Here is a 13017-nt window from a genome sequence, read left to right as displayed (position 1 = left end):
CGACACCGACAATGAACCGTCCAGTGACTAAACCGGTTTGAACGTTCGCAGGCTTCACAGCGCCTCCTTAAACACGAATGCCGCCCTGAAGGCGGCTATGGGATGGGATGGTGTCACGGCAGGAGAACGTCCGGGACAAGGTTGTGCAGGTCGAAGTATCCTGCATCGTTGGGGTGCCACTGGTCGGCGTAGAGGTTTCGGCGCACTGCAAGGTCGCGGTTGACCCAGTGCGAAGAGAAGTCCACCATCGGCACTCCCATCGCGTCGGCCACGTCGTAGAGCGCCGGACGGAACACCGATTCCCACGTGGTGCGGGTTTCGGACTCCACCGGAGGGTCCACAATCAGCAGCACGTCCATGCCCCAGAACTGGAAGTACGGGATGACGTTCTTCAAATTCGCAACCAGGGAGTTCACGCCGACGGAGTGGATCAGCTCGTTGGCGCCGAGCTGGATCACCACGCCGTCTGGTTTGATGAAGTCCACGACGTTCTTGTAGCCGCTGTAGAAGATCCCGCCGGGCTGCCAGTCCTCGGCGATGCATCCGGAGTACCCGAAGTTCGAGGCACGGAACCCGGTCGAATACGACACGGCCACACCCAGCACATAGGACGGCGTGGTGCTCAGCGTCGCGATCACCACAGTGTGCTTCATGTCAGCCAGCCCGGTGATGCGGGTCAGCTGACCGGCAGCCTGCCCGCTTGGGGTGATCGTGACTGGCGCGGCCCCGTCGATGCTGTAGCTCATGGGACCGGAGTTGCCGTACGTGTAGATTTCCACCACCGTGCCCGGAGTGTCCGACGTGTGGGTGTAAGCCTGGCCCACGGTCGTGGCGCCCACGTGCGACTGCATGTTGCCCTGCGGGCTGCCCTTGGCGGTGAACCCGGCACTGTAGGACACCCGTGCATCACGCGTTGTGTTGTTGTACGCGTACACCACGCCCGCTGATGCCTTGCCGGCTTGCATGGCCCGGTTCACCAGCCACTTCACGTTATCGGCGACGCCCGGCGTCCCTCCCTGCCCCGCTACGATCGAATGCCCGATCCACGCCAAATGGTACGAATCCTCGCCTCGCAGCGCCTTGGCGATACGGCGACGCATTGGCCCCATATCCGCAGGGGTCGGAATGTACAGGCGCTTGTCCTGGTTGTACCCGCCAGCACGGGCACCAGCACACGAAGGGGCAGAACCGAACGGCTCCCCGAACAGCTTGACGATGGTCGAACCGCGTGATGCCGAAGCATTCGCCGCGCCATCCCAATAACCGTTCTCCCATGACCCCGACAGGTACGGGCGCACCCGGCCGGACGGAGTGCAAATAGCTGCCGATACGTCCAACGTGTCACCCGTCGCGTACTGCGCAGCACCACCCTGAGCGGATGCAGCCGCACCCAACCGCACCGAAACGGTACCGGCTGGTGAGCGGTATCCGTTGATTTCCAGCAATGTCCACTCGTTAGCGGGCACACGGTACTTGCGGTTGTAGATCGTGTCGCCGATCTGATCGCCAGCACTGTTGTAGAAGTACAGCGTCACCGCCATGACCGTGGCCTTTGATGAGCGCACTTGAATGGAGCCCGAGTGCAGGATGCCGGGGCTGGCGTTATTGCTTCCCGGCGCGATGACTGAAACGTTGGTTCCGGTCGCAGCGCTGGTCCAGGTCAGGTGCAAGTACCCGGTACGAGATGGCGCGCTGGTTGAAGGGACGAATTCCCGAGTACCGTTGCCACCGGCCCAACCGGAAGTCCACGACGGGGTTATCGCATCCGGACCAGGGTTTGAAAGGACGTTTCGGTACACCAGCGACTCGTCAGACAAGGCGATAGCGTAAGAAGTGCGCTGTGATTCTTTACCCTGCCATGCTTCAATGGCTTCGAACCGGTTCATCGCATTCGCATCGCCGGGAGGGCCCATCAGATTAGCGATGTATACCCATTGTTTTGCCATTATGCGTTCCTCAATTCATAGAGCTTCCCGGAGGACTGGTAGTTCGTGTTGTCCGGATCATCCGGGTCAGAATGCAACCACAATGAGAACGTGGGCAGGTTCGTTGGTGGAGTGCTCAGTGATACCCAGACCATGCTCCGATTGAATCCCGGCTCATCTGCGGAGAACATTTGGTCGAGCCGGCCGCCGCCAGATGGGACGCGGATCTTCCAGTCGGGGAAGTCGATCAAGGCTGCGCCTGCTTCAGCGCCGAGCCAGCGGATGCGGATCTTGTACCAGGCATCCGTCATCATGCTCGTGGTCTGCATGAGGTTGACCGTGAAAGAGCCGTCAACTTCAGAAGGTGTCACCCGAACTGTTTCAGTTGGGTGGATGTCGCCGCCGCTGCGTATGTTCGGCCCGTTGAGTTCAAATATGATGACGGCTTCTTTGCCTGTCATCCGTGACCCGATGATGTCATGTAGTGAGCCTGTGACAACTGGCATGGCGCCTCCCTTTTGGGTATAAGAAAACCCACCGGCTATTCGGTGGGCTGGGTTGCAAGTTTGAGTTGTGCGGTAAGGATCGCTGTCTGATGATTAGCGGCCGCAAGCGCCTGCTTGTACTGGCTGATCACCAGGTCTTGCACCTGCACCTGATTCCGCAGTGGTCCGATTTTCCCTTCCAGGGTTTCGAGTCGTTGTTCGATTGTTACCTCTGATTCCGGGCTTGGATCTGCCATTTGTCGGCTCCTTAGATTAATCTGGTGGGCATGCGCCCTAAACTTGTTGCTTTGTTTGCTGTACCCGCTTTGGCCCTAGTAGGCTGTTCTGCCGCGGAGAACCCACCGGAACCTACTGCGACCGTCACCGTGACGGCCAAACCATCGGCGAGCGCCGAGAATAGTAATGGTGCTGAGCCGACACTCGTAGTTCCTGAAGAGAGCCTGTCGCCGGAAGAGAAGTACCTCAATGGATCACGTAGGCAGTCTGAAATCTTGAAGGATATGAGCGATTCCAAGCTCCTGGACCTCGCGCACGAATCCTGCGAGCAAATGGAAGAAGGCTCTCGCCTCCCCGAGGTCGTTGGCTCCAACGATGACCCCAAGATTCAGTCCGCTAATATCGTCGTCTACGGGATGGCCGGTAGTCAGCTATGCCCTGATTCACTTCAACCGACGAGCCAAAACTGACCGTTTGCATCAATATGCACGTTGGCCTGGGCTCCTAACTTTGAAGCCAAGCTCGGCATGTAGACGAATGGCGAAGCGATATTCGTTTCTACAGCAGTTAGTTGGAGTCCTTGCGGGGCGGAGAATTCCATAAACGTTCCAGTGTCGTAAATGGCCCCGTTTGCTGTACGAATGGTTCCGCTGCCTGTCGGATCAATTTCGACGTTTCCTGCTTTGATCTTTCCACCCGTGGTGACATTCACGTCGTTGCGCACGGTGAGTGTTCCGTCAGCTGCGATGCCCAGCGTTCCGAAGTCTGCTGAACCATCTGGACGCAGCTCAAACAAGCCTGCTTGCATCGTTCCGTCCGATGCAATACCCAAAGCGCCGAACTTCGCGGAGCCGTCAGGATAGATCAGCGAGTCACCCGCTTTGAACTGGCCGCCAGCGATGATCTCGAAATTACCGGCAACGTCCGTTGGGCCGATCAGATGGTTCTCGCCCCTGAGGTTGTTGATACCGTTCGCGTTGAGCACACCATTGGATTCCAGTGTTCCGGTGATAGTCGCTGTACCAGTAACTTGAAGTGCACCATTCTCGATCAGGAGAACAGAGCCGTCGTAGAAGCGGACTCGGCCGCGGCCAACGGAAGCGGAGGCTAGCGGACTGCCGCGCTCCAGCCGTTTGATGCGGCGTTCCAAGCCTTTCAGGTTGCCGGTGTTCATGTTGGGGATACCCATTAGCCACCCCAGTCCGTCATCGTCAACGTCACCTCAGGCTTCAACGAACCCGAGAACTCGATCAATGTCTGCTCATGCCACACGTTCGGCAGGTACGGATCGTCGATGGTCCGCCACCGCACCTTAGAGCCCAAACGGAACTGCCCCACATGCGGTGGCCCATCAGCATGAACCTTCAAACCGCACTGGCGGATCGTCGCATCAAACGAAGTGCGCTCAGCGGTCACCAAGGACTGCAAGCGCTCAACCGTGTTCACGCTCTTTCCATCAATGACGCGTTCCAACGCAGGGTACGGTGAACCGCCAGGCTTCTGCGACGTGCGCAGAAGCATATCCTCCTCAGAACCCTCGCCAGTGATGTACACGTGATTGGCCAGCTCTGAACCGACCACCTTGTAATCCAAGTCGAGGACAGGCGACACGGCTGCATCCAGGTCGTATTCCAGGAGGATGCCTGACTGGTCGAACTCCATCGACCAGCCCAACGACTTATCCGACTTCCAATACGGCCTGAACTCAACGTTCAAATCACCAGCATCAACAGCTTCATCAATGAGCTCTTTCACCGTCTCGAACTGGTACCCGTAAACATCCCGGTTCAACGTTCCAGACGTTTCGGCAGGGAACACGATTGGCAGCCACCAGTTCAAGTCGCCGTCGTAGCTTTCAGTACCAATCTTCACCGCACGAATAGCCAGCGTCTGGTAACTGATGTTCTTCCAGTCATACGAGAACTGGCCAGCTTGCGCGGTACGGTCCGACAGAACATGCCGGCGATCCCAGAACCACCAAATGTCCGCATAGCTGATCGTCACGGTGCGTGACTTCCAGTTGTAGTCATGATCGGTAATGATTGCCGCATAGATCGGGGTGTTGTTCCACTGGACAACCAGCCAGTACTCCAACGGCCACAAACTCGTCCGATGCAGTTCCGGCATGAGGTCCAACTCGGACACCTTGAACCGCAACGAACCCTGGTGCCCGGTATTCCACGCACGCTTCCACGGGAAATCATCAATCGGAAGATCATAGACCGGCATGAACGAAGCACCGTCAACCAGCGTCAAACGATAAGCCACAAGACCCCCTAGATGTACGTGTCAGTCACGCTGACAACAGCAGTGCCAGAACCAGAAGGGCAAGACAGCCCGAACGCGGTACGCGGGCCAGAAGGAACAGGCCGGAACCCCGTAGAGCCAAACGCACCGAAGAACACTTCGCCATTCACATACAAACGCCGATTCTTGAAATCAATCCGATGCGTCACCCCAGACGGGATACCCATCGGCACCGAAACAGTCTGCGAACGATAAGACAGCGTGTACCCATCCGGCATGCTCCCCATAACCGTCACCACCGGCCATGCCTCTGTCGTGCCAAAGTGGAACACGGAAATTTCCGAGCCCGACGCTAGGTCATAGGAATGGGCTTCCCCGTATCTAAAGGGATCATTGGCCTTGAGCTGCAGCGTGTACTCCATTAGGAGAGGAGCCACCCAGACTGCGCTCGCCTGGTCGACCGCTTTAACGTCTGCCCATAGAATCTGGCTATCCGCACGAACCACGAGCCGTCGAGCTCCCGACGCGAGCAAAGCCGCGATGATATTCGCTCCTTCCCATCGATCGTTCCGAGCTTTCGCTGCGAAAGCTCCACGAATGGTGATGTACCTGGCTTCGAGAAAACTCTCCGAACTCATGTCACCGTGATTCAACGCTCTCGCTTCATCTGTGTTCCGCCATGATGGGGGATTCCACCAGCCGTCTATCTCGTCGACTTCGAAATACCCATGTCGGTGATTGGGATCATTGAGTTCCACGCCTCCGATTTGGACGCTGATGTCACGATCCAATGTTCACCCCCTCTTTTTTCATTTCGCCTCTGAACCTGGCCCACAGCTTCTGGTAGATTTCTTCCGAATCTCCCCCCTGCACCTGGTACACCGGCGCATAAGTCGTGGACTTCTCGGTGATCTGAGGAGAGCTGCGAACTGGCGCCGTTGCAGCGGCGAAGCCTATCGGTCCCGGAGCATCCGGAACTTCGACCAGGTGCGCCATGGACGCGTCGATCGCCGGTGCCATGTCCTCAACACCGACAAGCACGCCTTCGCCGATGTTCTCGCCGAAGCCAGCGAACACGCGGGACGGCGAATGGATGCCGAGCGCCGCCTTGAACGGGCCAACGATCCAGCCAGGCAGCAGGTCGAGGAAGAAGTTTCCGATGGATCCGGCCAGCGAGCCGATACCGTCGAGCAGGCCTTGGATGATATTTCGCCCGGTGTCGACCAGCCAGTTTCCGGCGCCGGAGAGGACACCGAGGATCAAGCCTGGCAAGCCGGTGAAGAAATCGACCAGATTCTGGCCCATATTCTGGGCGCCGTCTACGAATCCTTGCCACAGTCCGGACAGGAATTCTCCGACCCCGGCCCACATGGCGTTCCATCCCTCGATGAAACCGTTTGTCACTTCGCCAAGCCAGCCGAGGAATCCGCCCCATACTTCACCGATCCACGCTACGACAGTGTCCCAGTTAGCGATCAGCAGAGCGAGTGCGGCGATCAGCAGGACGATTCCGGCGACAATCCATGTCACCGGGCTCGCCCACATCACAGCGTTCGCGATGCCCTGGGCGATCGCAAACGCACCGATGGCCAGCACCAGCGGGCCAAGGATCGGCGCGAACTGTGAGAGTCCTTCCAAAAGTGGCTCAAGGACCGGCAATGCTCCGGCTACCATGCCGCCCAACGCGGACTCCGCCTCGCGACCCAGAGTGGTGAGCGCTGCCTGAGGCCCGTCAGTCAGCGCGGTGGCCAGCTCGTCAGCCTTGCCAGCAGTTTCTCCCAGACCTCCGTCCGCTGAGGTGAGCGCATCGAGGAAGCCCGGGATCTTGTCCTTGCCGATGTCTTCCAACGGCGTGCCAAACAGAGCCACCGCAGCGGCGGCCTGCTTGCCTGGATCCTTGATGCCCTGCAGCTCTGACACGATCTGCTGGAAAGCGCCCGAGGCCTGGTCCCCGCCGGCCAGCAAGCTGTTGGCCATGTCCGTTCCGGACAGGCCAATCCCAGCCAAGGCTTCCTGCGCTCCCGTGTCGTCCAAGTCGGATGCGCGGATCATGAACTCCTTGAGCGCGTCACCGGTCTTGTCCATCTGGATCGTGCCGCCCTGGGCAGCATCGGCGATGAGGCCCATGGCATTCGGCCCCTGGATGCCCAGAGCCTGAAAGTCCTTCGAGTATTCGCTGAGCGTGGGAATCAGCTCGCCACGCATTGCCTTCGGGACGTTCTGCGACGCCGCGGCCAGCAGGTCCATCGCCTCGGCGCCGTCCTTCGCCAGGCCCGAAGTAACCATGATGCCGGCGGCACTGGCAGCTTCTCCCACGTCAGCTTCCAGCGCCTTGCCCAGGGCCATGGCCTTGCCAGTCATCGACTCAATTGCATCTTCGCCGGCGGACTTCATGCCAGGGAAGGTGGAGATGACTGTCTCCACTGCGGAGCCAACCTCTTGCATGGAGTCACCGAAGGCACTGGTGTACAGGTCACCAGTGGCGGACGCCGCGGCTGCTGCCTGCCCCGGATCCAATCCGAGCCCGGCCGAGATTTCCCGATTGATCTGGTCTGCATCAAGGGCCGTCATGAACCCCTTGGTCAGCGCGGCACCAGCGATGGCACCAGCACCAGCACCCACACGGGGATCCATCATCCCGGCGAACGCATCCTTGCCCGCCGCCTTCAACCGGCCGCCCATGGTCTCGGCCGACTTCACCACATCATCGAACGCCTTATCAACATTCTTCGCGTTGCCAATGATGTCGAACATCAGCTTCTGAACAGCCATGACCGCCCTTCCTGCCTAGCGTCGGCGTCCCGCCCTCGGCGAGCGCTTGCGTTCGCGGGATTTCTTTTGTTGTTCGGCCCATTTGTCCGCGTGGCGGACGTAGAGGATCCACATGTCGTATTTCATGTCCCAGACGTTGAGCGGGGTTATTCCTGGCCAGACGTGGGAGATGGTGGGGAGCCAGCGGAAGATGCTTTGCTCGATGTCGTCTATGTGGTCGCTGGCCCCGGTTCGGGAGTTTCGTCGTCCGGAGCGGAAGCCGTCGGGGTTTCTTTTGGGTCGGCTTCGGCGGTGTCCTCTTCTTCAGTTTCGAATCCGATGGAGCTGATAGGCACGTCGGTTGCTTCGTCGAAGTCGACGTGTTCACCGGCAGCGCGGCGGCAGAGGAAGATCATTGCGCGCAGGGCTTGGATGCCGTTTTCGTCCTCGAGGAAATCGAGGTGGGTTTCAGCGCCTTTGAGTCCGTTGAAGGTGTGCATGATTGTTTTGATGCCCATACCGGATTTGATCTTGAGAACGTAGAGGTCGCCGAGGCTGGCTTTGGCGATGCCTTCTTTGAGCGGGTATTTCTTGTCGCCGATGATCAGCTTCATGGTTATCCTTTTCCGTTCAGTGCGTCGGTGATTGCTTTTTCTGCCTGGGCTGCGGCTTGCTTGCTGCCCTTGGCGATCGGTTTCCACCAGTAGGGCTGGCCGTACTGGGTGACCCAGTCACCGCGACGGTTGCCGAAGGCTGGGTGGCGGAAGGTCTTCTTGTTCCAGACCTTGGCCATGTCGTACTTCTTGCCGCTCGATTTGCTCGGGGTCTTGGCCGCTTCGATGCGGATTCCCGAGCGGGTCTTGCCGGCGACGACGCGGGTCTTGAGGTTTTGCTTGATGCTTGCGCGCAGGTTAGTGCTGCGTGAGCGTTGAGCTTCTCGGGCGTCGTACACGTTGATGGTGCGTAGGTAGGCCTTGCGGCCGTTGCGTGGCTTGACGCGAACGATTTTCTTTCCTGCTCGGACGGCCACGCCGGGCAACGGACCGGAGAGTTCCTGGCGTTGCCCGGCGATGATGCCGTCACCTACGGATCGGAGGTTGCGGCGGAGGTTGCGCAGCATGCGCGGCCCCTGCTCTTCCTTGACCCGTTGGAGGGTTGCCCGCAGATTCTTCGTGTCGAATTCGATCTGCGGATCGTTGCCGCTCATCAGTAGGCGGTGTCGGTGGACCGGTATACGGCGTAGACCGGTTCGACCCCTGCGAGCAGCCCGTCCAGGGATGTGAAGTCGATGGACTGGGTGATTGGTTCGCCGCCGTTGGAGGCGGGCAGCTGGCCGTCGAGCTTCACCGAGGACAGGAAGATCTGCAAGGTAGGGCGCACCCCGGCGGAGATCTCGGCTCCTGCTTCGAAGGTGAGCACGATCTGCAGCGACTCCTGGTTCAGGAAGGCGTCGCGCAGCATGTTGTTGTCGTATTCGGCGACCATGGAGCCGGTCGCTTCGATCAGGCCAACCTCGGGGCGGCGTCCACGCTTGCCGGCAGAGCCGAAGGTGAAGCCTCCCTCGTCGATGCCGTTGGACAGTGAGAGCGTGAACTCGGTGATGTTGCCGGCGACGGTGCCCCCGGTGGCCAGCGCGGTGCTGGTCGGCGCGGTGACCGAGCCGCCGATGGTGATGGCGCCGTGCACGAAGGTGAACAGCTCCATGTCCGCCGGGTACACGGTTGGCACGTAGGGCGTGTCGGTGACTGTCTCGCGGGCGTTCCAGGTGGTGGACAGCTTCACGATTTCGCCCTGTGCGGCGCTGAACTCCGCGGACTCCACGACAGCGCCGTGGAAGGTGTGCGGCTGGATCGCGCCGCCACCGATCAGTGGCACGCCTTTCTGGATGGTGTACGACGGCAGTGCGCCCTTGGTGTAGGTGTGCACCTGCTGGTATCCCGTACCGGCATCGATCGCGGTGATGGCCGATTCGCCGAAGATCGCATGCAGGAACACTCCAAGGCCCTTGGTGGTCGCTTCCACCTCGATGTCTCCACCGGACATCTCCTTGCCCAACGCGCGGCGGGCAGTGCGCGGGGCGCGCGACCCTACACGCAGGCCCTCGCCCTGGACCATTTCCGGGTTCCATGCCAGCGTCTCGGAGATGAACTCCACGAACTGGTCCGGCGTGGCCGGCACCCCATAGGCGCTTTCCTTGCCGAGCCCTAGCGAGCAATCAAGCTGTGTAGTCATCGGTTGCCTCCAACCTGTTCGAAGTTACGTGCTTGTGCCAGGAGTTTGTCTGCTGCAGCTTGAGGCACGGTGATGGTCTGTCCTGCTTTGACGATCTGCCCGAGCAAGGGCACGTCGAGGTCGCCCAGCGGCGAGATGTTCTTGATCTTGATGTTCTGAGCCATGCTCGTTCCTATCCTCGGACCCGGTTACGGGCGGTGAAGGTTGCTGTGACGTCCACGCCGCGCCCGGCCTGCAAGTATTCCTCCGGCGTCTGCCCGTCGGTCTGCACTCCGGTGAGCAGGCACTGGCGCACCACGCCGCCCAGGGTGGTGTCTTCCATGCGCACGTGGCGTTCGATTCGGCCCAGCAAGTCGAAGGCGCGTTCCTGGGCTGGCAGTTCCTGCGTCTCATCGCCGCCGAAGAGGCAGGAGAAGACGACGGACACGGTCAGGGTTTCCTCGCGGGTGCGATTGGCGCCCATGGTGGCGAAGTCCTGCTGCACTTCCAATTCGGTCACGGCGATAATCTCGTCGGGCTGGAAGCTCCCGGGAGTGCCGGGCGCAACCAGAACATCCTCGGTATCTGCGGTTTCGGCCATGATCGTCTTGATCGCTTCGAACAAGGCCTTCTTGAATGCCATGCCTGCGGTGAAAGTCGAACTCATGCGAAACCACCAATCTGCTGGTGCGGGGTGCACAGCTCCACAACACGACGTGGAACGGCGAAACCCGAGGGAGTGAACACTTCATCGGTCGGATCACTGCGGACGCCGGAGCCGCCCGCGTTCTGCTTGCCGATCTGCACCCAGTGGCGGACCAGCTCGCGTGCAGCGAGGCGGACATTCGGAGGCACACTGTCAGCTCCGAGCTGGACGGTAGCCACGAGCGTTCCCACAGGGAAAGTTCCCAGTTGCTGGCGGGTGCCGGCATAGAGAATTCCATGCTCCACATACCAGTCAGCCACGGTCACACCGTCAACGCTGACCTGCGTTACGCTCCTGGCTGCCCAATCCAGCAATACCGAACTGCCGCCGCCGGCGGCCGTCATGGTCACCGTTGAAAGCAGGATCGGCCCAGTGATGTCCTCGATAACCGGAGTAGCCGCCGCGATGTACAGGCGAAGATCATCGATGTACTGATCACTGGCACGACCTGCGTTCAGGCCGGCGAGCGCGTCATCGATGCTGATGATGAAGCGCGGGTCGGTTGGCCAGACGTCGAAGATGTCCGTATAGACCATGCCGGTGTCGGTGCCCCAGGTGATGCGCCAGCGCCCTGCCATGGTGGCTGGGATCTGGGCCTTGCCGGTGGCGTGGTCGACGGTGGCGGTTCCGGTGGTGCCGTCAGGGCGGGTGACCTCGGCTGTGAGCATGGCGCTTTCCGGCCGGGTCTTCCATTCGGCGGTGTACGTCGAGCCGAGGTCAACCGCCGACATCAGGACTCCTTGGTCTTAGGTGCAGGAGTCTTGGCCTTCGCCTTGGCTGCTTCCGCGGCCTTGGCGTCGGCGTCAGCCTTGGCGTCGGCGTCAGCCTTGGCCTGGGCTTCAGCTGCGGCTTTCTCCTCGGCGGCCTTCGCGTCAGCGTCGGCCTTTGCCTGGGCTTCAGCTGCGGCTTTCTCCTCGGCGCGGACGGATGCCAGCGACTTGTTGCCGGCTGGTGCCACTGCCTTTTCGGTGTCGATGTTGGCGACTGCGGATTCGTTCCGATCCGGGGCAGCGGCGATGCCCTGGGCGATCAGCTGCGCAGCTTCTGCCTCGGGCACGTCGATGGTTTCTCCCGGCTTGGGCCATTTCTTGCCGTTGCGCGATCCGGAGATCAGCGCACGCATGCGAACAATTGGTGCCATGATCGTTCCTTTCTGAGAATGTTGAGGTACCAACGGCGGCCGCCCTTGGGGTGACGGCCGCCAGTGGTACCGGCTTGGTTAGGCTGCTGGCAGCAGCAGGTGCTTTACAGCACCGGACTGGTCCATCAGCAGGCCATCACCGCGCACCAAGGCGCGGAAGGTGACGACGTCGCGGTTGAAGGCGTAGTGCTCCGAGGATTCGAAGCGGATCCCGTTGATCAGGCGCACCACGTAGGAGGACAGATCACCGAACAGCAGAGGCTTGGCGTTGGCGTCCATGGTCGGCATGAACGGGTCGGTCCGTACCGGCTTGCCCTCGATGGTGTCCGGGGTGCCGGCGATGACCGATGCCTGCCAGATGTAGTTGCCGTTGCCGTCCTTCAGCTTGCGCAGGTACCCGGCGGTGGTGTCCTCCATGACCCAGGACGCCGACGGGCGGTTGCGGTACGGGCCGATGACCGAGTAGTACAGATCGATCACGTCGTCGAAGGTCGGGGTCAGGGTCGCAGCGGTCTTGCCCATGGTCGAGCTGCCGACAATGCCGGCCGGTTCGCTGGTCCCGGTGCCGGTGATCAGCTTCTCGCCCAGGGCGTTTCCGACTGCCCAGCCCGCAATGCGTGCCAGGTAGCCTTCCAGATCCACGCCGGTATCGGTCAGCAGCTCTTTTGGAACCTCGACCAGGTCGCCGTACTTGTAGCCGCCCAGAGTACGCTTGCCGAACGCCGGATCGGACGACGGAATCACGCCGCCTTCGGAGACCTGAGCGCCCTGCGGGTGCGACACGGTCACTGGGACGTCGATGTTCTCGCCGCTGGCGGTGTTCCAGGTCGTGGCGCCGCCGGCCAGCAGGGTGGCCACCTCGACGGCGTGCTCCATGAGCTTGCCGTAGAAGGTGGTTGGCACGGTTGCGCCACCAGCACCGAGGGTGCCTGTGGACAGCGCGCGGCACTCTTCCTTGGTGCCCAACGCATTGAACTCGTTGGTCTTGCCGGTCAGGAAGGAGCGCAGCTGCTCCTCGGTGTCGGTTGCGCCGCCGCGCTGCTCCGGAGTTCCGGTCACGCCGGCCTTCTCCAGTGCCGACTCGGCCGCGCGGGAACGCTCCTCGGCCTGCACCAGGGAGTCAGCCTGCTTGCGCAGAGATTCCATGTCCGAGCTCATCTTCTCGAACTTCTCGGTTTCCTCGCCAGAGAGGCTGCGTTCTTCCTTCTCGGCGTTGTCCAGCAGTGCGCGCATCTGCGCTTCGGTGTTCTTTCGCTGCTCCATGAGCAACTGGGCCATAGTTTTGGCCATGGGGATCATTCCTTTCTAGAAATG

Annotated in this window: 15 protein-coding genes; all 15 read right to left on the bottom strand. The window is 60.7% G+C overall.

Annotated elements, in window-relative coordinates; translation table 11 throughout:
• Positions 1-113: 113 nt before the first annotated feature.
• A complete protein-coding gene (locus ACR9WD_RS06015; RefSeq protein ID WP_434922946.1) occupies positions 114-1946 on the bottom strand; it encodes an SGNH/GDSL hydrolase family protein in 1833 nt (610 codons plus the stop codon).
• The gene (locus ACR9WD_RS06010) at positions 1946-2431 is read right to left on the bottom strand and encodes a hypothetical protein (protein WP_434922945.1); all 486 of its coding nucleotides are present in this window, start codon (positions 2429-2431) and stop codon (positions 1946-1948) included. The genes ACR9WD_RS06015 and ACR9WD_RS06010 overlap by 1 nt, the downstream gene beginning before the upstream one ends.
• A gap of 35 nt (positions 2432-2466) precedes the next feature.
• A complete protein-coding gene (locus ACR9WD_RS06005; protein ID WP_434922944.1) occupies positions 2467-2667 on the bottom strand; it encodes a hypothetical protein in 201 nt (66 codons plus the stop codon).
• A 428-nt stretch (positions 2668-3095) separates the two neighbouring features.
• The gene (locus ACR9WD_RS06000; RefSeq protein WP_434922943.1) at positions 3096-3836 is read right to left on the bottom strand and encodes a hypothetical protein; all 741 of its coding nucleotides are present in this window, start codon (positions 3834-3836) and stop codon (positions 3096-3098) included.
• A complete protein-coding gene (locus tag ACR9WD_RS05995; RefSeq protein WP_434922942.1) occupies positions 3836-4915 on the bottom strand; it encodes a hypothetical protein in 1080 nt (359 codons plus the stop codon). The genes ACR9WD_RS06000 and ACR9WD_RS05995 overlap by 1 nt, the downstream gene beginning before the upstream one ends.
• Positions 4916-4923: 8 nt before the next feature.
• Positions 4924-5652, bottom strand: coding sequence for a hypothetical protein (locus ACR9WD_RS05990; protein WP_434922941.1), 729 nt, complete (start codon positions 5650-5652; stop codon positions 4924-4926).
• 22 nt (positions 5653-5674) lie between these two features.
• Positions 5675-7666, bottom strand: coding sequence for a hypothetical protein (locus tag ACR9WD_RS05985; protein ID WP_434922940.1), 1992 nt, complete (start codon positions 7664-7666; stop codon positions 5675-5677).
• Between the two features lie 209 nt (positions 7667-7875).
• Positions 7876-8259, bottom strand: coding sequence for a hypothetical protein (locus ACR9WD_RS05980; protein ID WP_434922939.1), 384 nt, complete (start codon positions 8257-8259; stop codon positions 7876-7878).
• Between the two features lie 2 nt (positions 8260-8261).
• Entirely contained in the window at positions 8262-8852 is a 591-nt protein-coding gene (locus tag ACR9WD_RS05975) for a hypothetical protein (protein WP_434922938.1), read from the bottom strand.
• Positions 8852-9877: a phage tail tube protein gene (locus tag ACR9WD_RS05970; RefSeq protein WP_434922937.1), complete on the bottom strand. Its 1026-nt coding sequence runs from the start codon at positions 9875-9877 to the stop codon at positions 8852-8854. The genes ACR9WD_RS05975 and ACR9WD_RS05970 overlap by 1 nt, the downstream gene beginning before the upstream one ends.
• Positions 9874-10041, bottom strand: coding sequence for a hypothetical protein (locus ACR9WD_RS05965; protein ID WP_434922936.1), 168 nt, complete (start codon positions 10039-10041; stop codon positions 9874-9876). Before ACR9WD_RS05965 ends, ACR9WD_RS05970 begins: the two co-directional genes overlap by 4 nt.
• Before the next feature lie 8 nt (positions 10042-10049).
• Positions 10050-10523, bottom strand: a complete 474-nt coding sequence (locus tag ACR9WD_RS05960; protein ID WP_434922935.1) for a hypothetical protein — start codon at positions 10521-10523, stop codon at positions 10050-10052.
• A complete protein-coding gene (locus tag ACR9WD_RS05955; protein ID WP_434922934.1) occupies positions 10520-11293 on the bottom strand; it encodes a hypothetical protein in 774 nt (257 codons plus the stop codon). The genes ACR9WD_RS05960 and ACR9WD_RS05955 overlap by 4 nt, the downstream gene beginning before the upstream one ends.
• Positions 11293-11703: a hypothetical protein gene (locus ACR9WD_RS05950; RefSeq protein ID WP_434922933.1), complete on the bottom strand. Its 411-nt coding sequence runs from the start codon at positions 11701-11703 to the stop codon at positions 11293-11295. Before ACR9WD_RS05950 ends, ACR9WD_RS05955 begins: the two co-directional genes overlap by 1 nt.
• 78 nt (positions 11704-11781) lie before the next feature.
• Positions 11782-12993, bottom strand: a complete 1212-nt coding sequence (locus ACR9WD_RS05945) for a phage major capsid protein (protein WP_434922932.1) — start codon at positions 12991-12993, stop codon at positions 11782-11784.
• Positions 12994-13017: the final 24 nt, after the last annotated feature.

This window comes from Glutamicibacter sp. PAEs-4, assembly GCF_051161755.1.
GTDB classification, from domain to species: Bacteria; Actinomycetota; Actinomycetes; order Actinomycetales; family Micrococcaceae; genus Glutamicibacter; species Glutamicibacter nicotianae.
This window is presented reverse-complemented; position numbering and strand designations above follow the sequence as displayed.